The organism is Citrobacter sp. MNAZ 1397, assembly GCF_023613995.1.
Classification (GTDB): domain Bacteria; phylum Pseudomonadota; class Gammaproteobacteria; order Enterobacterales; family Enterobacteriaceae; genus Phytobacter; species Phytobacter ursingii.
Genome location: NZ_JAKIVH010000003.1, coordinates 146,548 through 165,098, shown reverse-complemented (window position 1 = coordinate 165,098; position 18,551 = coordinate 146,548). Strand labels below are relative to the sequence as shown.

At 54.6% G+C, this 18,551-nt stretch carries 16 protein-coding genes and 1 pseudogene; 6 read left to right on the top strand and 11 right to left on the bottom strand.

Features of this window, described 5'->3' with window-relative positions; genetic code table 11:
* Positions 1-17: 17 nt before the first annotated feature.
* Positions 18-728: a DUF3053 domain-containing protein gene (locus tag L2097_RS18020; protein ID WP_047372658.1), complete on the bottom strand. Its 711-nt coding sequence runs from the start codon at positions 726-728 to the stop codon at positions 18-20.
* Positions 729-1,094: 366 nt separating this feature from the next.
* Between L2097_RS18020 and L2097_RS18015 the strand changes: the two genes are divergently transcribed.
* A complete protein-coding gene (locus L2097_RS18015) occupies positions 1,095-1,388 on the top strand; it encodes an HTH-type transcriptional regulator (RefSeq protein WP_250353423.1) in 294 nt (97 codons plus the stop codon).
* 44 nt (positions 1,389-1,432) lie between these two features.
* On the opposite strand, the gene L2097_RS18010 is transcribed toward L2097_RS18015, so the two are convergent.
* From L2097_RS18010 to L2097_RS17990, 5 genes and pseudogenes are all read right to left on the bottom strand, one after another.
* Positions 1,433-3,052 carry an ABC-F family ATP-binding cassette domain-containing protein gene (locus tag L2097_RS18010; RefSeq protein WP_250353422.1) on the bottom strand — a complete coding sequence of 540 codons (1,620 nt, stop codon included), beginning with the start codon at positions 3,050-3,052 and terminating at the stop codon, positions 1,433-1,435.
* A 154-nt stretch (positions 3,053-3,206) separates the two neighbouring features.
* Positions 3,207-3,398 (bottom strand): annotated as a pseudogene (locus tag L2097_RS18005) (ArsB/NhaD family transporter); the annotation flags it as partial.
* 156 nt (positions 3,399-3,554) lie between these two features.
* The gene (gene glyS, locus L2097_RS18000) at positions 3,555-5,624 is read right to left on the bottom strand and encodes a glycine--tRNA ligase subunit beta (RefSeq protein WP_250353421.1); all 2,070 of its coding nucleotides are present in this window, start codon (positions 5,622-5,624) and stop codon (positions 3,555-3,557) included.
* Between the two features lie 9 nt (positions 5,625-5,633).
* Positions 5,634-6,545: a glycine--tRNA ligase subunit alpha gene (glyQ, locus tag L2097_RS17995; RefSeq protein WP_004126458.1), complete on the bottom strand. Its 912-nt coding sequence runs from the start codon at positions 6,543-6,545 to the stop codon at positions 5,634-5,636.
* A 105-nt stretch (positions 6,546-6,650) separates the two neighbouring features.
* Positions 6,651-6,956 carry a YsaB family lipoprotein gene (locus L2097_RS17990; protein WP_172399027.1) on the bottom strand — a complete coding sequence of 102 codons (306 nt, stop codon included), beginning with the start codon at positions 6,954-6,956 and terminating at the stop codon, positions 6,651-6,653.
* A gap of 176 nt (positions 6,957-7,132) precedes the next feature.
* On the opposite strand from L2097_RS17990, the gene L2097_RS17985 reads away from it, so the two are divergent.
* Positions 7,133-8,128, top strand: coding sequence for an acyltransferase (locus tag L2097_RS17985; RefSeq protein WP_250353420.1), 996 nt, complete (start codon positions 7,133-7,135; stop codon positions 8,126-8,128).
* A gap of 33 nt (positions 8,129-8,161) precedes the next feature.
* Here L2097_RS17985 and yiaA read toward each other — a convergent pair whose 3' ends face one another.
* From yiaA to xylA, 5 genes are all read right to left on the bottom strand, one after another.
* The gene (yiaA, locus tag L2097_RS17980) at positions 8,162-8,593 is read right to left on the bottom strand and encodes an inner membrane protein YiaA (RefSeq protein WP_047372653.1); all 432 of its coding nucleotides are present in this window, start codon (positions 8,591-8,593) and stop codon (positions 8,162-8,164) included.
* Between the two features lie 95 nt (positions 8,594-8,688).
* Positions 8,689-9,609: a GlxA family transcriptional regulator gene (locus tag L2097_RS17975; RefSeq protein ID WP_085005054.1), complete on the bottom strand. Its 921-nt coding sequence runs from the start codon at positions 9,607-9,609 to the stop codon at positions 8,689-8,691.
* On the bottom strand, positions 9,606-10,145 hold the full coding sequence (locus L2097_RS17970; RefSeq protein ID WP_085005055.1) for an isochorismatase family protein: 540 nt from the start codon (positions 10,143-10,145) through the stop codon (positions 9,606-9,608). Before L2097_RS17970 ends, L2097_RS17975 begins: the two co-directional genes overlap by 4 nt.
* A gap of 133 nt (positions 10,146-10,278) precedes the next feature.
* Positions 10,279-11,733, bottom strand: coding sequence for a xylulokinase (gene xylB, locus L2097_RS17965; protein ID WP_250353419.1), 1,455 nt, complete (start codon positions 11,731-11,733; stop codon positions 10,279-10,281).
* Positions 11,734-11,819: 86 nt separating this feature from the next.
* Positions 11,820-13,142, bottom strand: coding sequence for a xylose isomerase (gene xylA, locus L2097_RS17960; protein ID WP_039080173.1), 1,323 nt, complete (start codon positions 13,140-13,142; stop codon positions 11,820-11,822).
* Between the two features lie 360 nt (positions 13,143-13,502).
* Here xylA and xylF point away from each other — a divergent pair, with 360 nt between their 5' ends.
* The 4 genes from xylF (at position 13,503) to xylR (ending at position 18,550) form a co-directional block, all read left to right on the top strand.
* Complete coding sequence (gene xylF / locus L2097_RS17955; protein ID WP_047372648.1) at positions 13,503-14,495, top strand: D-xylose ABC transporter substrate-binding protein; 993 nt, start codon at positions 13,503-13,505, stop codon at positions 14,493-14,495.
* An 83-nt stretch (positions 14,496-14,578) separates the two neighbouring features.
* Positions 14,579-16,120 (top strand): xylose ABC transporter ATP-binding protein, encoded by a 1,542-nt coding sequence (locus tag L2097_RS17950; protein WP_047372647.1) that lies wholly within the window; start codon positions 14,579-14,581, stop codon positions 16,118-16,120.
* Positions 16,098-17,279, top strand: a complete 1,182-nt coding sequence (gene xylH / locus L2097_RS17945) for a xylose ABC transporter permease XylH (RefSeq protein ID WP_250353418.1) — start codon at positions 16,098-16,100, stop codon at positions 17,277-17,279. The genes L2097_RS17950 and xylH overlap by 23 nt, the downstream gene beginning before the upstream one ends.
* Before the next feature lie 92 nt (positions 17,280-17,371).
* Positions 17,372-18,550, top strand: coding sequence for a D-xylose utilization transcriptional activator XylR (gene xylR, locus L2097_RS17940; RefSeq protein ID WP_085005057.1), 1,179 nt, complete (start codon positions 17,372-17,374; stop codon positions 18,548-18,550).
* Position 18,551: the final 1 nt, after the last annotated feature.

Genomic DNA, 18,551 nt, shown 5'->3' with positions numbered 1-18,551 from the left:
TTTCAGGGATCCCAGGCTTACTGCGTCGCATTCACCGTGGCAGTCCAGGCCTGCGTAAACGCCTGATGCTGAGACGCCAGCGGCCCAATCAGCGCATTATACTGGCTGGCCTGCTGTGAGGTCGGGAACTGGATGCCGTTGGCAACAAAGCTCACCTGCGTACCCTGCTGAGCAATAAAATCACCCACCTGTACCAGCTGTTGCGTGAAGATCTGTGCCGCCGGGATCAGCGGTTGCAGCGCGTTAGCCGGCGCGGTAACCACTTTCGAATACACCTGCTCGAAGACCGGTTTCAGGTCATCCGCCTGTTTCAGGCCGGCATGGGCTGTATCTGCCTGCACTTTCGCATTCTGCAATTGCTGACTCAGCACGCCGAGAGAACCATTTGCCTGACGCAGCGGCTCACGCTGGGTCATATAATCCTGCGGTACGCGAATCGCGTTTACGCTATCTACCACCGGACGCAGACCAGAATCCATCGCCTGATTCACCTGCTGGGAATAACCATACAGAATGGCGTAATCAGAGACGAAGGGGCCAAATTGTTTTTTCTGGTCAGCCGTCAGCGCGGGAAGACGTTCACTGCTACGCATCGCCGTATTTTGCAGGAAATCGATAAATGCCTTACGCTGATCGCCTTCTTTATCAAAACACCCACTCAGGCCAACTACCATTAACAACGCCGCAAGAGGCGCAAACCAGCGAGAGCAGGACTTACCTGTCGCCATTTTAATACTCCTTTCACCCAAAAATGCGCACAACGAAACACGCGTGCCTGACGGCTTACAAGGATAGTCCAGGTCGGCGTCTCAGGATACCCTTTTCCATGCTTTCTTATTAACGACGAGGCAAACCTCACGCCGTCTCGTCATGCGATTTTTTGCTAACGATTTACAAAAAAATACGTATTTATTCCTGGGCTTGCGTAATCAAGCAATTAACGTTCAGCGAAACGTTTGAATATGCATCTCAAAAGCATGAAAGGCCTTTTTATTCGCGATATATCCTTGTCGCTGCCCCACGCCAGCGGTTTTAGCGACTATTCTTACTGGTGCTGTATCACTATCCGCTGTGTGTTTTTAGAGGAGTTCTCAATGGAATATAAAGATCCGATGTTTGAGCTGCTGAGCAGTCTGGAACAGATTGTCTTTAAAAAAGATGTAGCGCAAGCGGTTACCCTGACCCAAAAGCCTAATTATTTCAATGAGTTTGAACAATTACGACGTGGCACTGGGTTAAAAATCGATGATTTTGCACGCGCAATGGGTGTTAGCGTAGCAATGGTTCAGGAATGGGAATCAAAACGTGTTCGCCCTTCAGCAACCGAAATGAAACTGATGCGCCTGATCCATTCAAATCCGATGCTCAGTAAACAGTTAATGGAATAAGCATGACTGTCAAAACCCCCGCAACGACGGGGGTCAATACCCTCTTACTTCCTTTCACAGTGCCATTTTTCTCCTCGCCACTCTATCTGGTGCGTTAAATTTAACGCCTGCAGAAAGGCCTCATCATGTGAAACCACCACTATGGCGCCCGGAAAGGTCGATAGCGCCAGTTCAATCGCCTGTGTCGAGGTCAAATCAAGGTGGTTGGTGGGTTCATCAAGCAAGAGCAGCTGTGTCGCCTCACGACGCCAGAGTACGCAGGCCAGCGCCGCTTTCAGACGCTCACCACCGCTTAATGCCGCCAGCGGCAACGTCACTTTTTCGGCCCCGAGGTGCAACTGCGCCAGTCGGGTTCGCAGTACCCCCTCCGCCAGCGGCGTATCGCCGGCGTTAAGGTGCGCCAGAACCGAAAGGGAAAGATCCAGCCGCGACAGATGCTGGTCGAGATATGCCGTCGCGACGGATACCTGACACGCACCAGCCAGCGGTTTTTCTTCTCCGAGCATGACGCGCAGCAGGGTCGATTTTCCACAACCGTTTGGCCCACGGATCGCTACACGCATCGGCCCGTCCATTCGCCAGTTGAGGGGAGACGGCGCGCCATAGGGCAGGACCAGATTGTCCATTACCAGCACCTGTTTCCCCTCGGCCACCTGGCTGCCCGGCAGGGTAAACATGACTGGCGCATCTTCTTCAACCCTCTCCCGCGCTTGTGCAACTGCGGCATTCAGCGCCTCATTCTGTTCACGATGTTGTCGACGTAGCGTGCCTGTTCGCTCCTTCGCTGCCCCTTTGTATTTCACCCGCTCGAACGAGGCGATGTTGAGCGTATCGACAGTACGCAAGGTCTGGGCTGAACGTCGCTGGCTTGCATCATGCTCTTTTTGCAGGCGCTGTCGGGTTCGACGCCGCTCGGTGGCCGCATGCTCCAGCGCGGCGTAAGCCGCCTGTTGTTCAGCTTCGCGTTGGCGTTGGTAGTCTGCGTAGTTGCCGCCGAAGCTCCGTAACCCGGCAGGAGATAATTCGAGAATACGCGGCATCAGGGACAGCAATTCCCGGTCGTGGCTGGCGACCAGCGTCCCTCCCTGCCGACGGGAAAGTCGCGCATAAAACCATTCCCGACCTTTCCTGTCGAGATGGTTGGTCGGTTCATCAAGCAGCAGGTAATCGGCGTCTGTCATCAACGCGGCGCACAGCAGCGCGCGTATCCGTTCGCCGCCGCTCAATTCTGCCGCAGGCCGCGCCGGGATGAACGGAGGCAGATCGGCATCCAGAAAAGCCGCCGTCAGGCGCTCCTCCAGATCCCAAAAGCCCTCCAGACGTTCAAGATCTTCCGGCAGGTAATCACCCGATTCGATACGTCGACGCGCGGCAAAAACCGCGTCATAACCCAGCAATTCAGCCAGCGTTGTCGAGGGGGATACGGTGTGCTGTTGAGCAACGTAGGCCACAGAACCAAAACGTTCGATATGTCCGGATGCAGGGAGATCCACCCCCGCCAGAAGACGCAGTAAGCGGGTTTTACCACAGCCGTTGCGCCCGACCAGGCCGCACAACGCGGGTTCGAGCGAAAGAGAAATCGGGCCAAAAAGCGTCACGCCCGTCGCAAACTGACAGGTGACCTGATGCAAAATAAATGAAGGGGATTGGGCATACTGAGCCATAAGCACTCCTGAATGAAATCAATACATCCCCTGCTCGCGATATGCGCAAAGCAAGGATTCGAAATCAGCAGGTGTGTTTATCCATTTTCAGTCGGCCTCAGTGAGACGAGGGATTCGTCGGGACAAAGGATAGCCGTATCGCAGGCGGGATTTCAAGGGTAATGTTTTTGAAAATCCCACCCCGCAAATGCAGCATAATCAGCGTGGCAATCACTGTCGGTGTCAAAATCAGGGCCGCACCATCGTTAGCAAACAGCGCAGCCACCGCTGAACCAAGCAATACAATCCATGTAAACAGCAGACGGCCATTCCCTCTTCCCCAGCGTGAAACGTGCAGCGCCGTCCACTAAAGAATATATGTTTAGTTTGATACCGCAATTTATCGGCACACGTGAAAATAGCCCCTCTCCAGCATGAAGGCCGCAGAAGGACTGTTCTGAGCAATATCTCGGGGCATAAAAAAACCTGCCCGAAGGCAGGTCTTTCGTTATCGGCTACGCACTTACTGCAGCAGGGAAATATCCGCAACCTGCAGGAACAACTCGCGCAGTTTTGACAGCAGCGTCAGACGGTTCAGACGAACGTCTTTATCTTCCGCATTCACCATCACGTTTTCGAAGAACTCATCCACCGGCTCACGCAGGGATGCCAGTTCCACCAGCGCTTCCTGATAACGGCCTTCGGCAAAGTACGGCTGCAGCTTGTCGCGCAGAACGACCAGATTGCCCGCCAGTTTGATCTCTGCCGCTTCTTTGAGTACGGACGCATGCACGATGTCGTTCAGTGTCTCGTCAGATTTCGCCAGAATATTAGAGACGCGCTTGTTGGCCGCCGCCAGCGCAGAGGCCTCTTCCAGCGTACGGAAGTGAGATACCGCCTTCATGCGTGCGTCGAAATCTGCCGGACGGGTCGGACGACGCGCCAGCACGGCCTGGATGGTGTCGACGGTGTAGCCTTCGTCCTGATACCAGGCACGGAAACGACCGAGCATAAAGTCGATAACGTCATCAACCACTTTCGCGTTGGTCAGCTTGTCGCCGTACAGACGCACCGCTTCTTCGGTCAGCGTTTGCAGATCCAGGTTAAGGTTCTTCTCAACGATGATACGCAGCACGCCCAGTGCGGCACGACGCAGCGCAAACGGGTCTTTATCGCCTTTCGGATGCTGACCGATACCGAAGATACCGGCAAGGGTGTCCATCTTGTCAGCAATCGCCAGCGCGCAGGCGACAGGGTTAGACGGCAGGTCATCACCGGCAAAACGCGGCTGATACTGCTCATTCAGCGCAACGGCAACATCTTCCGCTTCGCCGTCATGACGCGCGTAGTGCATGCCCATAACGCCCTGCGTGTCGGTGAACTCGAAGACCATATTGGTCATCAGGTCGCACTTAGACAGCAGACCCGCGCGGGTCGCGTGATTCACGTCAGCGCCAATCTGAGCGGCAATCCAGCCCGCCAGGGCCTGAATACGGTCAGTTTTGTCGCGCAGCGTACCCAGCTGTTGCTGGAACAGCACGGTTTGCAGGCGCGGCAGGTTGTCTTCCAGACGTTTTTTACGGTCGGTGTTGAAGAAGAACTCGGCGTCTGCCAGACGCGGACGAACGACCTTCTCATTACCGGAGATGATTTGTACCGGATCTTTCGACTCAATATTGGCCACAAAGATAAAGTTCGGCAGCAGCTTGCCCGCGTTGTCATACACCGGGAAGTACTTCTGGTCGCCCTTCATGGTGTAGACCAGCGCTTCGGCAGGCACCGCGAGGAATTTCTCTTCGAATTTCGCCGTCAGTACTACCGGCCATTCCACCAGCGAGGTCACTTCTTCCAGCAGACTATCGCTCAGGTCAGCGTTGCCGCCAATTTTACGCGCTGCTTCTTCAGCGTCTGCTTTGATTTTGGCTTTACGCGCTTCGTAATCAGCCACAACTTTGCCGCGCTCAAGCAGGATCTGAGGATACTGATCGGCATTGTCGATAGTGAACTCCGGCTCGCCCATAAAGCGGTGACCGCGAATCACGCGATCGGACTGGATGCCGAGGATAGTGGCGGGAATGACTTTGTCACCCAGCAGCAGGGTCACGGTGTGAACCGGACGCACGAAGTGGACGTCAGACGCGCCCCAGCGCATCAGTTTCGGGATCGGCAGCTTCGCCAGCGAGGTGGCGATCATGTCTGGCAGCAGTGCCTCGACGCTCTCGCCTTTCACATGCGCGCGATACAGCAGCCATTCACCTTTGTCAGTGGTCAGACGCTCAGCCTGATCGACGGTGATACCGCAGCCACGCGCCCAGCCTTCTGCCGCTTTGCTTGGTTTGCCTTCGGCGTCGAACGCCTGAGCAATCGCCGGACCGCGTTTTTCAACCTCACGGTCAGGCTGAGAAGCCGCCAGATTCGCCACTTTCAGCGCCAGACGGCGCGGCGCGGCAAACCATTCGATTTTACCGTGCGCCAGGCCAGCGTTATCCAGCTCAGCGGTCACGTTCGCAGCAAAAGATTCAGCCAGGCTGCGCAGGGCTTTTGGTGGCAGCTCTTCGGTGCCAATTTCCACCAGGAAAGTTTTCTCAGACATGGCCGCCTCTTATTTATTCTTGTTGCACATCGGAAAGCCAAGGGCTTCACGGGAAGCGTAATAGGCTTCTGCCACTGCTTTGGTCAGCGTGCGAATGCGCAGAATGTAGCGCTGACGCTCGGTGACGGAAATGGCTTTACGCGCATCCAGCAGGTTGAAGCTATGAGCGGCTTTCAGAATACGTTCATATGCAGGCAGCGGCAGCGGGTTTTCCAGCGCCAGTAACTGCTGGGCTTCTTTCTCATACTGCTCGAAGCAGGAGAACAGGAAGTCGACATCCGCGTATTCGAAGTTGTAGGTGGACTGTTCCACTTCGTTCTGATGGAACACGTCGCCGTAAGTGGTTTTACCCAGCGGGCCGTCGCTCCAGACCAGGTCGTAAACGCTGTCTACGCCCTGAATATACATCGCCAGACGTTCTAAGCCGTAGGTGATCTCACCGGTAACCGGCTTACATTCCAGACCACCGACCTGCTGGAAGTAGGTGAACTGCGTCACTTCCATGCCGTTCAGCCACACTTCCCAACCCAGGCCCCAGGCACCCAGCGTCGGGTTTTCCCAGTTGTCTTCCACGAAACGGATATCGTGGATGGTCGGATCCATACCCAGCTCTTTCAGAGACCCGAGGTACAGCTCCTGGATGTTGTCCGGAGACGGTTTAATCACCACCTGGAACTGATAGTAGTGCTGTAAACGGTTCGGGTTTTCGCCATAGCGGCCATCGGTTGGACGACGGGAAGGCTGCACGTAGGCAGTCGCCATCGGTTCTGGCCCCAATGCACGCAGGCAGGTCATTGGGTGAGATGTGCCGGCGCCAACTTCCATGTCCAGAGGTTGAACAATGGTGCAGCCCTGACGAGCCCAGTAATCCTGTAAGGTCAGGATCAGGCCCTGGAAGGTCCTGGTATCAAACTTTTGCATATGATTTCGTGCTGGATACGTGTGGATTTAAAGGAAGGGGCCAGTATACCCGCTGACCGGAAGATATACAGTATGAAACGGGTCTGTTTATGGAAAATTGAAGAACTAGCGCATCGAGAGATGCAAAAACTGGCCTTCCGGGTCAAAAGAGCAGACAAAACCTTCCTTCCGGGGGGTAACGCCACGCATTTCATAGCTACTCTGAAACTGTTCGAAGCTGGTCACTGCGATATCTTGCGAATCGGTATTGTAGCGGTGCGCCGCAGATTGCTTGCAGAGTTGTTCCATTTCGAGGGAGTGCGCCGGGCTCACTTTCGCTTTTTGCGCACGTTGCGCAGGTATTTCTTGTGGCGCGCTGCATCCGGCCACCAGCAGGAACAACAGAGCTGACACCATACTTTTGATCATCATTTTTTTACCGCCAGGCTAAGCTGCTGTTATTTTTAGAAGTCAGGAGTGCGAAGCAATGAATTTTGCAAAACTGCCGGAACATCACAAGTACAGGCAAGAAAAACTCGGATTTATCCAGAAAGAAAGTGCCTTAAATCGTAAGTCAGAGGGTATTTAACGGGAAAATTGAGGAACAGATGTCGTCGAAAATATACTGGATTGATAATCTGCGAGGGATCGCCTGTTTGATGGTGGTGATGATCCATACCACCGCCTGGTACGTGACTAACGCAGCCAGCGTAAGTACCGTCGACTGGGGGGTCGCCAATCTCCTTAATTCCGCTTCTCGCGTCAGCGTGCCGCTCTTTTTTATGATCTCGGGTTATCTCTTTTTTGGCGAACGCAGCGCCCAACCGCGTCATTTCTTGCGGATCGGTTTATGTTTGCTGTTCTACAGTACGCTCGCGTTTCTCTATATTGTCTTTTTTACCTCGATTAACGGCGAGTTATCGCTCCGAAACCTGCTACAAAAACCGGTGTTTTATCATCTGTGGTTTTTCTTTGCGATTATCGTTATCTATCTCGTCTCGCCGCTCATCCAGGTCAAAGAGGTGAGCGGGAAGATGCTGCTGGCGCTGATAGTTGTCATTGGCATTATTGCCAACCCCAATACGGTGACGCAAAAAATCGGCCATTTCGAATGGTTACCCATCAACCTGTATATCAATGGCGACACGTTCTATTACGTGTTGTATGGCATGCTGGGCCGGGCATTAGGGATGATGGATACGCAGAAAAAATCGCTTACGGTGCTGAGCGCGATTGTTTTTGTCGTCGCCGCGTTTGCCATTTCTCGCGGTACCCTGCATGAACTGAGATGGCGGGGAAACTTCGCCGACACCTGGTATGTCTATTGTGGCCCGCTGGTGTTTATCTGTGCCATGTCCCTGTTCACTCTGGTGAAAAACACCCTCAGTACGCGGGCGCTACCGGGATTAGCCATCATTTCCCGCCACTCACTGGGAATCTACGGTTTTCATGCCCTGATCATTCATGCGCTGCGAACCCGTGGCGTCGAAATTCAGGCCTGGCCAGTGCTCGATATCCTGTGGATTTTTACCGCAACGCTGCTCATCAGTCTGGGATTGTCGATACTGCTGCAACGCATTGATACACGGCGGTATGTGAGCTAAAAAGCAGCCCGGCCGTCAGCGCCGGGCGATGAATTATTCCTGCACCTCAGGGGGCACGACTTCCGGCTCGGTTTTATCCCAGCCATCACGGACATTTTTTTGCACGGCGACAATACCAAACAGACTAAGAAAGAAGGCCAGACCGTAAAACCCTTTCTCACTGAGTAGCAATGTCGCATTCCACAGTCCGACAAGCAGTAAGCCGATTGAAATGATGAAGGTCATCAGGCACATAAAGTAATAAACCTGCGTGGTGGGAATGCCTTCATAACGGTCTCTGATCGTTTTTTGATAGGAGGCGGCGGCAAAAAGGCCAAGCAGCAGCACCGCAAAGTAATAACCCCGTTCATTCAGTTGCATCTCAGCATTCCACAAGCCCACCAGATAAGACGCCACGCCTCCCATCAGGGCCACCCACGACACGATATTGAACGCGGGAGAAACATGTGCTGCGTTTTTTTCCATCAATAATACCCTCCGTTTTTTGGTAACCCATAGTAAAGGCACAGGGGCGAAGCGGGAGGGAGAGGGCCATTTTTCAGAAAACGCCAATAGCGACATTACCCGGCGGCGCGCTGACGCGCACGGTGCAGCTGGCGGGGAGAAGAAAATCCGGCGGCCATCGCGGCCTGCTCCATACCCCGCCCTTGTAATAGCCACTGCTCGGCCACCGCCAGACGCAGTTGTTCCAGATAATCACGCACACTGATACCCAGATGTTGCTGGAACAGACGTGTTAAATGTCGTGGGCTCACGTGCGCCTGCTCAGCAATATCCACCAGTTGCCAGGTTTTTTGCGGTTCGGCGCTAAGAGCATCTTGTGCGCGGTGAACCGCAGGGTGAAGGTGATTGCGATAGCGCAGCCACGGCGAGAGCTGCGGGTCATCGCCGGAGCGACGGAACCAGACCACCATCTCGCGCGCCACCGCCAGCGCCGTTTCCGGCCCACACAGCCGATGAATGATATGCAGCGTCAGATCAATACCGGAGGTGATGCCAGCGCTGGTCCAGATCCCCCGGTCTTCAATGAAAATCCGATTCTCTTTGACCAGTGCGGCGGGCGCCGCCGCCCTCAGACGCGCAATGACATCATGATGCGTAGTGCACTGAATCCCCGTCATCAGCCCCGCTTTTGCCGCCAGTAGCGAACCGGAACAGACACACATCAGCAGCACCTTCTGGCTGTGGATCAACGGTTGCAGACGCATCAGCCAGTGGCGGACAGTATCAGCCTGGGGCGTGGCAAAATAGTGAGCGGACTGATGAACGCCAGGCAATACCAGCAGGCTGCCTTCCGGCAGGCTGTCCGGCAACGGCGCAATATTCCCCATCGTCAGTCCGATAGAGGTCGACACCTCAGCGTCCGGTCCAATGTAATGCAGGCGAAAGGCCTCACCCGCCAGAGAGAAGGTTTCTGCCGGGCCGGTCATGTCCAACGCCAGCACGCCCGGTAACATGACGAACCAGACATCGGTGGTCATAGGGATTCCAGTGTTTCACTAACAGTTTTCACGGTGGCGAAACGGCCTTCCAGCACCGTTTCCGTACGATGACGCAATGCGTCGCAGTCCAGCGTAATACCTTTATGCGTCATCGGGAAGGTTAACGTCGCCTCACTGACAAAAGTCACTCTGTAGCCAAGATCTGACGCTACGCGGGCGGTCGTTTCACAGCACTGTTCGGTGCGCATTCCGCAAATAATCACATGGTTAATGTCACTTTTACGCAACCAGTGATCCAGCCCGGTATCCGTAAAAGCATTATGCACATGCTTATAGAAGACCACCGCAGGCTGATGTTGCAAGAAGTCCATTGGCGCAACATAACCACTTTCCAGCGCGAACGGACCGCCATCAGCGACATGAAAAATATCCACTACCGGGACATCACGCGCAATACAACCAGCAATCAGGGTCAGCATGGCGTCGCGAAAGGCGGGGAAATTGTCCTCCTGCCAGCTGTCGCGATGCAGGAAAGAGATTTGAGTATCAATATTGATAAGAGCGGTACGTGACATTTTGGGACTCCTTACACAGTGGGTGTAAGGCTATTCTGGCAAGGAGCAAGCAAGGTGCTAAGACCAAAAAAGGACATCATCAGGATGATTACAGACGAACATCCTCCCCGCAAAGGCGGGGAGGACGCAGACGTTACGACATCAACGGTAAAAGCTGCTGATAGATACGGCGGAAGGTTTCACGGCGCGGTTGGTACAATGCATGGCGTGCGGCATCGGGCAGATGCTGCTGTTCAATCGGCAGTTGAGGTAACAGGCTGGTCGCCGGGACATCCGGGTTGGCGGCAATTTGCGCCAGACGGGCCGCACCTAAAGCCGGGCCGACATCTCCCCCCGTGCGGTAATCAAGCTGCTGCCCGCTGATGTCCGCCAGCATTTGTCGCCAGTAGCAGCTGCGCGCCCCACCGCCGATAAGCGTGATACTTTGCGGTTTCACGCCGCAGGCGTGCACCACATCCATCCCGTCGGCCAGTGCATAACCCACCCCTTCCAGCACCGATTTTGCCAGTTCATTCGGTCCGTGCTGATGGGTCAGGCCGAAGAACACACCTTTGGCTTCCGGATTGTTATGCGGCGTACGCTCGCCGGAAAGATAGGGTAAGAACCAGAGATCGCCCGCGTTGTCATCCGCCTGTTCCGCCGCGGCAATCAGCGCCTGTACAGAATCCAGCCCGGTCAGCTTAGCGGCCCAGTCCAGACAAGAGGCGGCGCTCAACATGACCGACATAAGATGCCAGCGTCCTGGTAGCGCATGGCAAAAGCTGTGTACCGCGCTTTCAGGATTGCTGAGAAAACCTTCGCTGACCGCAAAATAGACGCCGGACGTTCCCAGGGAAAGCATCGCCTGCCCGGCGTCCGCCATGCCAACGCCCACGGCTCCCGCCGCGTTATCGCCGCCGCCCGCGACGACAGCAACCTGCGCCATTCCCCAGCGCTCCGCCACCTCCGGCAATAAGGTGCCTGTGATATCACTGCCTTCGAACAAGGCCGGCATATGATCGCGGGTCAGCGCGCAGGCGGCGAGCATCTCGTCGCTCCAGTCGCGTTTTGCCACATCCAGCCACATCGTACCTGCGGAGTCCGACATATCGCTGGCGTACTGTCCGGTCATTTGCCAGCGCAGATAATCTTTCGGCAGCAGGACCTTCGCCACGCGAGCAAACACGTCAGGTTCGTGACGCTTCACCCAGAGTAATTTTGGCGCGGTGAACCCCGGCATCATCAGGTTGCCGGTTATCGACCGTGAGTTTTTTACCTGCGCTTCCAGCAACGCGCACTCTTCGGCACAGCGCCCGTCATTCCACAGAATCGCCGGACGCAGTACCTGATTTTCGTTATCGAGCAGCGTGGCGCCATGCATCTGCCCGGCCAGGCCAATGGCCTTCACTTGTTGTAGTGAATGCTGTTCACCGAGAGCGCGAATCGCCCGGTCCGTGGCCTGCCACCAGTGCAGCGGGTCCTGCTCCGACCACAAAGGGTGCGGGCGCGACACCGTTAGCTTTTCCGTTTGTGAGGCCAGTACGGTGCCCTGCTCACTGAGCAAAATTGCTTTTACCCCTGATGTGCCAAGATCAATCCCGATATACATAGATGGCTCCTTAAAAAAACCTGCCCGGCAACGCTATGCGTACCGGGCCGGGTCGGTGTGCAGGCCCGAATACAGGCCAGCCTCGGTTACTTGTCGAACAGGTAATGGTTAACCAGATTTTCCAGCAGTTCCTGATGTCCGCTCTGATGGCGTGGCGCCAGGTTTTGCTGTTCAGCGTACTTCGCCAGTTCAGCAAGCGTTAGCTGACCCTGCAGAATTTGCTGGCCAAGTTCACCATTCCAGCCGGCATAGCGTTTCGCGACGCGTTTATCCAGCTCGCCGTCTTCACTCATCCGCGCGGCCACTTTCAGCGCCAGCGCCATGGTGTCCATTGCCCCAATATGGCCATAGAACAGATCGTATTTGTCGGTGCTCTGGCGACGCACTTTGGCGTCAAAGTTCAGACCGCCGGTGGTAAAGCCGCCCGCTTTGATGATTTCATACATCACCAGCGCATTCTCTTCCACGCTGTTCGGGAACTGGTCCGTATCCCAGCCCAGTTGCGCGTCACCGCGGTTGGCATCGACCGAACCGAAGATACCCAGCGCGATAGCAGAGGCAATTTCATGGTGGAAAGAGTGGCCTGCAAGCGTGGCGTGGTTCGCCTCGATGTTCACTTTAATCTCTTTTTCCAGGCCGAACTGTTTGAGGAAGCCGTACACCGTTGCCACATCATAATCATATTGATGCTTCGTCGGTTCCTGTGGTTTTGGTTCAATCAACAGCGTGCCGCGGAAGCCGATTTTATGTTTGTGTTCGACAACCATCTGCATGAAGCGGCCAATCTGCTCGCGCTCCTGACGCAGATCGGTATTGAGCAGGGTTTCATACCCTTCACGTCCACCCCACAGCACGTAGTTTTCGCCACCCAACTGGTGAGTTGCATTCATCGCGGTCACCACCTGAGTGGCCGCCCAGCTAAACACCTCTGGGTCCGGGTTAGTGGCAGCGCCAGCACCATAGCGCGGGTTAGTAAAGCAGTTGGCGGTACCCCACAGCAGTTTCACGCCGCTCTGCTGCTGTTTTTGCGCCAGCACATCCACCATGTGGGCAAAGTTATTCAGGTACTCTTTTAGCGAGGCGCCTTCCGGCGAGACATCGACATCGTGGAAGCAGTAGTACGGCACATTCAGTTTGTGGAAAAACTCAAACGCCACATCCGCTTTGCGCTCTGCCAGCGCCAGCGCGTCGCCCGGCTGTTGCCATGGTCTGTCGAATGAACCCACACCAAACATGTCAGCACCGTTCCAGCAGAAGGTATGCCAGTAGCAGGCGGCAAAGCGCAGGTGATCTTCCATTCGCTTACCCAGCACTAACTCGTCCGGGTTGTAATGACGAAACGCTAAAGGATTGGTTGTTTTCGGGCCTTCATAACGAACACGTTCGAGCTGGTCGAAATAAGCATGCATAATGAGCTCCATAATCAGGTGTCGGCAAAGATTCATTTTCCAGGTAATACTGGATTCTCTCCTCGCCTTGCTCAATTACGTTATTTCACACTGACATTAAGAGAATGCGCAAATGTGCGCCATCTCGCAAAATAAGTCATAAGAGAACCGTTGTGTTAATTGTTGCCACCTGCAAAACCGTTTCCGCTTATTTTAAAATCAGATCACGGTCAAAATTCCACAAATAAACCAAAAAACATAACGCCGGGATAAAAACCAGCAATTGCCAGCCACCGTTTACGCGTTAAGAATTTGCAACGTTCATCGCAGTGCATGTTTCTTTTATCTCGCTTCGTCACCCTACAAAAAGGTATTACTATTATGAAGATAAAGAACCTTTGCCTTACTTTGTGTGCTTCTTTGCTGCTTGCCAGCATGGCCGGTCACGCAAAAGAAGTAAAAATCGGTATGGCGATTGATGACTTACGCCTCGAACGCTGGCAGAAAGACCGTGATATTTTTGTGAAAAAAGCCGAATCGCTGGGTGCCACGGTTTTTGTCCAGTCGGCTAACGGTAATGAAGAAACCCAGATGTCGCAAATTGAAAATATGATCAACCGCGGCGTTGATGTTCTGGTTATTATTCCCTACAACGGTCAGGTATTAAGTAATGTTGTAAAAGAAGCCAAACAAGAAGGGATTAAAGTGTTGGCTTATGATCGTATGATCAATAATGCCGACATTGATTTTTATATTTCCTTCGATAATGAAAAGGTTGGTGAATTGCAGGCGCAAAGCCTGGTCAGCAAAGTGCCTCAGGGCAATTACTTTTTGATGGGTGGCTCGCCCGTTGATAATAACGCCAAATTATTCCGCGCAGGCCAGATGAAAGTATTAAAACCTTATATTGATAGCGGCAAAATTAAAATTGTCGGCGATCAGTGGGTTGACGGCTGGCTGCCTGAAAATGCGCTGAAAATCATGGAAAACGCCCTCACGGCGAACAACAACAAAATCGACGCTGTCGTGGCGTCTAACGATGCTACCGCAGGCGGTGCAATTCAGGCGCTTAGCGCCCAGGGTCTGGCTGGCAAAGTGGTCATTTCAGGCCAGGACGCCGACCTCGCCGGGATTAAACGCCTGATGAATGGTAGCCAGACTATGACGGTCTATAAACCCATCACCCAGTTGGCTAACACTGCCGCAGAGATCGCCGTTGAGCTCGGTAATGGCAAACAGCCGAAAGCGGATTCCTCCCTCAATAACGGTCTGAAAGATGTCCCCGCCCGTCTGTTGACGCCGATTGAAGTCACCAAAGACAACATCGACGCCACGGTCATCAAAGACGGGTTCCATAAGAAAGATCAGCTCTAAGCCTCGCGGCGTGTCTCCCGACAGGAGGCACGCCGGAACATGTCTTCAGGCACTGTGAATACCTCGAATTACGTGGAGCAGTTATGCCTTATTTACTTGAAATGAAGAACATCACCAAGGCCTTTGGCGCGGTCAAGGCCATTGATAATGTGAGTCTGCGGCTCAATGCAGGCGAAGTATTATCTCTTTGCGGTGAAAATGGCTCCGGCAAATCCACGCTGATGAAAGTACTGTGCGGCATTTATCCCTGGGGCACCTATGACGGCGAAATTATCTTTGCTGGCGAAACCCTGCAGGCCGGCCATATCCGTGATACCGAGCGTAAAGGCATTGCGATAATTCATCAGGAGCTGGCGCTGGTTAAGCATCTGACAGTACTGGAAAACATCTTTCTCGGTACCGAAATCACCCATCATGGCGTGATGGATTACGACACCATGACGCTGCGCTGTGAAAAGTTGCTCGCTCAGGTCAGTCTGACGATTTCCCCTAATACCCGTGTCGGCGATCTTGGGCTTGGGCAACAGCAACTGGTAGAAATCGCCAAGGCGCTGAATAAACAGGTCCGTCTGCTTATTCTTGACGAACCGACCGCCTCGCTCACCGAACAAGAAACGGCCGTCTTGCTGGATATTATTCGCGACCTGCAAAACCACGGGATCGCCTGTATTTATATCTCGCACAAACTTAACGAGGTGAAGGCCATCTCTGACATCATCTGCGTGATCCGCGATGGTCAGCATATCGGCACACGCGATGCCACAGGCATGAGCGAAGACGACATCATCACCATGATGGTGGGTCGCGAACTCACGGCTCTCTACCCCAATGAACCCCACACCACCGGCGATGAGATCTTACGCGTCGAACATTTAACCGCCTGGCACCCGGTCAATAAGCACATCAAACGGGTCAATGACGTCTCCTTCTCCCTTAAACGTGGCGAAATTTTGGGTATTGCCGGGCTGGTGGGGGCAGGACGTACCGAAGCGGTGCAGTGCCTGTTTGGCGTCTGGCCGGGACGCTGGGAAGGCAATATCTTCCTTGATGGCAAGCAGGTACACATCCATAACTGCCAGCAGGCCATCGCCAGCGGTATCGCGATGGTGCCGGAAGACCGCAAAAAAGATGGCATCGTCCCTGTGATGGCCGTCGGCAAAAATATTACCCTCGCGGCGCTGGACCAGTTTTCCGGCACACTGAGTAGCCTGGACGATGCAGCAGAGCAGCACTGCATTTTGCAGTCGCTGCAACGTCTGAAAGTGAAAACCTCCTCCCCCGATCTGGCGATTGGTCGCCTGAGCGGCGGGAATCAGCAAAAAGCCATTCTTGCCCGCTGCCTGCTGCTCAACCCGCGCATTCTGATCCTCGACGAACCGACGCGCGGGATTGATATCGGCGCGAAGTACGAAATTTACAAATTAATCAATCAACTGGTACAGCAGGGGATTGCCGTTATTGTCATCTCTTCCGAATTGCCCGAAGTGCTGGGGCTCAGCGATCGGGTACTGGTGATGCATGAAGGCAAGCTAAAAGCCGACCTAATTAATCATCAACTGACCCAGGAGCAGGTCATGGAAGCGGCGCTGAGGAGCGAACATCATGTCGAAAAGCAACCCGTCTGAAATGAAACTATCCGCCCCGGTACCGGGTGCCTTCACAGGGTTGAAGTCCCTGAATCTACAGGTCTTTGTTATGATTGCGGCCATCGCCGTGATCATGATGTTCTTTACCTGGATGACCGACGGCGCTTACCTGAGCGCACGTAATGTCTCAAACCTGCTGCGCCAGACGGCCATCACCGGCATCCTGGCGGTAGGCATGGTGTTCGTCATTATTTCAGCGGAAATCGACCTCTCCGTGGGTTCGATGATGGGCCTGCTGGGCGGTGCGGCGGCGATTTTCGACGTCTGGCTGGGCTGGCCTTTACCGCTGACCATTGTGGTCACGCTGGTAATGGGTTTACTGTTGGGTGCCTGGAATGGCTGGTGGGTCGCCTATCGTAAAGTGCCGTCGTTTATCGTCACCCTTGCGGGGATGCTGGCGTTTCGCGGTGTGTTGATAGGCATCACCAACGGCACGACCGTCTCGCCCACCAGCGCCGCCATGTCGCAAATCGGGCAAAGCTATCTGCCTGATGGCGTAGGTTTCGGCGTAGGTGCGCTGGGGCTTGTCGCCTTCATCCTGTGGCAGTGGCGTGGACGGCTGCGCCGCCAGGCGATGGGGCTGACCACCACCGCCTCCACCGCCGTCGTGGGTCGCCAGTCGCTCATCGCCGTGCTGGTACTCGGCGCCATTTGGCTGCTTAACGATTATCGCGGTGTCCCGACGCCAGTATTGCTGCTTGTCTTTCTGCTGCTGGCGGGGATGTTTATGGCCACGCGCACCGCGTTTGGCCGTCGCATCTATGCTATCGGGGGTAACCTTGAGGCGGCGCGCCTGTCCGGGATCAATGTGGAGCGCACCAAGCTCGCGGTATTCGCCATCAACGGCTTGATGGTAGCGATTGCCGGGTTGATTCTCAGCTCACGTCTCGGTGCGGGTTCCCCCTCGGCGGGTAATATTGCCGAACTGGACGCTATCGCCGCCTGCGTTATCGGCGGCACCAGCCTCGCAGGTGGGATTGGTAGCGTGGCGGGGGCAGTGATGGGGGCATTTATCATGGCGTCACTGGATAACGGCATGAGCATGATGGATGTGCCCACATTCTGGCAGTACATCGTTAAAGGGGCCATTTTGCTGTTGGCGGTGTGGATGGATTCCGCCACCAAACGTCGGGCGTAAACCAGGAGCGATCACACTGCCGGAAGATTTTTCTCCGGTAGTGTGCCGAATATGATAATCAGAATTAATGATTAACCAGCGACGGAACCGATATGTTCGAGAAACGCCACCGCATTACGTTGTTATTCAATGCCAACAAAGCCTATGACCGCCAGGTGGTTGAAGGGGTTGGCGAATATTTGCAGGCGTCACAATCTGAGTGGGATATTTTCATCGAAGAAGATTTCCGCACCCGCATCGAAAACATCAAAGAGTGGCTTGGCGATGGCGTCATTGCCGACTATGACGATCCTGAAATTGAGCGCCTGCTGGCCGATGTTGACGTTCCGATTGTCGGCGTCGGCGGCTCCTATCACGCGCCGGAAAACTACCCGCCGGTGCATTACATTGCTACCGATAACTTTGCCCTGGTCGAGCAGGCCTTTCTGCATCTTAAAGAGAAAGGGGTGCACCGCTTTGCCTTTTATGGTCTGCCCGCCTCCAGTGGTAAACGTTGGGCCGTTGAGCGAGAGCATGCTTTTTGCCAGTTGGTCGCACAGGAGAAATATCGCGGCGTAGTCTATCAGGGGCTCACCACCGCGCCGGAGAACTGGCAGCACGCACAAAATCGGCTGGCAGACTGGCTGCAAACGCTGCCGCCGCAGACGGGCATTATCGCCGTGACCGACGCCCGCGCCCGCCATGTGCTCCAGGTGTGTGACCATCTGCATATTCCGGTACCCGAGAAACTCTGCGTGATTGGTATCGACAATGAAGAGCTGACCCGCTACCTGTCCCGCGTGGCGCTCTCATCGGTTGCCCAGGGGACCCGACAGATGGGCTACCAGGCGGCGAAACTGCTGCATCGCCTGTTAGACAACGAACCCATGCCGCTACAGCGCCTGCTGGTTCCACCGGTACGCGTGGTGGCGCGGCGCTCAACGGATTACCGCTCCCTGAATGACCCGGCGGTCATTCAGGCGATGCATTACATTCGTAATCACGCCTGTAAGGGAATCAAGGTAGAGCAGGTGTTGGATGCCGTCGGGATTTCACGTTCGAATCTGGAAAAGCGCTTTAAAGAGGAAGTGGGCGAAACCATCCATGCGGTGATCCACGCCGAAAAACTGGAAAAAGCACGCAGTCTGTTGGTTTCCACCTCCCTTTCCATCAATGAAATTTCGCAGATGTGCGGCTACCCATCCCTGCAATATTTCTATTCGGTGTTTCGCAAAGAGTACGACAGCACGCCGAAGGATTACCGTGAACGCTACGGTGAGACACTGATTTAAC

Bases quoted from the DNA above. Each gene is read 5' to 3' on its own strand.
- yiaA (WP_047372653.1), bottom strand. From the start codon at position 8,593: ATGGAAAAAAACGCAGCACATGTTTCTCCCGCGTTCAATATCGTGTCG.
- xylH (WP_250353418.1), top strand. From the start codon at position 16,098: ATGTCGAAAAGCAACCCGTCTGAAATGAAACTATCCGCCCCGGTACCG.
- xylA (WP_039080173.1), bottom strand. From the start codon at position 13,142: ATGCATGCTTATTTCGACCAGCTCGAACGTGTTCGTTATGAAGGCCCG.
- L2097_RS18015 (WP_250353423.1), top strand. From the start codon at position 1,095: ATGGAATATAAAGATCCGATGTTTGAGCTGCTGAGCAGTCTGGAACAG.
- L2097_RS17970 (WP_085005055.1), bottom strand. From the start codon at position 10,145: ATGTCACGTACCGCTCTTATCAATATTGATACTCAAATCTCTTTCCTG.
- L2097_RS18020 (WP_047372658.1), bottom strand. From the start codon at position 728: ATGGCGACAGGTAAGTCCTGCTCTCGCTGGTTTGCGCCTCTTGCGGCG.
- L2097_RS17985 (WP_250353420.1), top strand. From the start codon at position 7,133: ATGTCGTCGAAAATATACTGGATTGATAATCTGCGAGGGATCGCCTGT.
- L2097_RS17950 (WP_047372647.1), top strand. From the start codon at position 14,579: ATGCCTTATTTACTTGAAATGAAGAACATCACCAAGGCCTTTGGCGCG.
- L2097_RS18010 (WP_250353422.1), bottom strand. From the start codon at position 3,052: ATGGCTCAGTATGCCCAATCCCCTTCATTTATTTTGCATCAGGTCACC.
- L2097_RS17975 (WP_085005054.1), bottom strand. From the start codon at position 9,609: ATGACCACCGATGTCTGGTTCGTCATGTTACCGGGCGTGCTGGCGTTG.
- xylB (WP_250353419.1), bottom strand. From the start codon at position 11,733: ATGTATATCGGGATTGATCTTGGCACATCAGGGGTAAAAGCAATTTTG.
- xylF (WP_047372648.1), top strand. From the start codon at position 13,503: ATGAAGATAAAGAACCTTTGCCTTACTTTGTGTGCTTCTTTGCTGCTT.
- glyQ (WP_004126458.1), bottom strand. From the start codon at position 6,545: ATGCAAAAGTTTGATACCAGGACCTTCCAGGGCCTGATCCTGACCTTA.
- L2097_RS17990 (WP_172399027.1), bottom strand. From the start codon at position 6,956: ATGATGATCAAAAGTATGGTGTCAGCTCTGTTGTTCCTGCTGGTGGCC.
- glyS (WP_250353421.1), bottom strand. From the start codon at position 5,624: ATGTCTGAGAAAACTTTCCTGGTGGAAATTGGCACCGAAGAGCTGCCA.
- xylR (WP_085005057.1), top strand. From the start codon at position 17,372: ATGTTCGAGAAACGCCACCGCATTACGTTGTTATTCAATGCCAACAAA.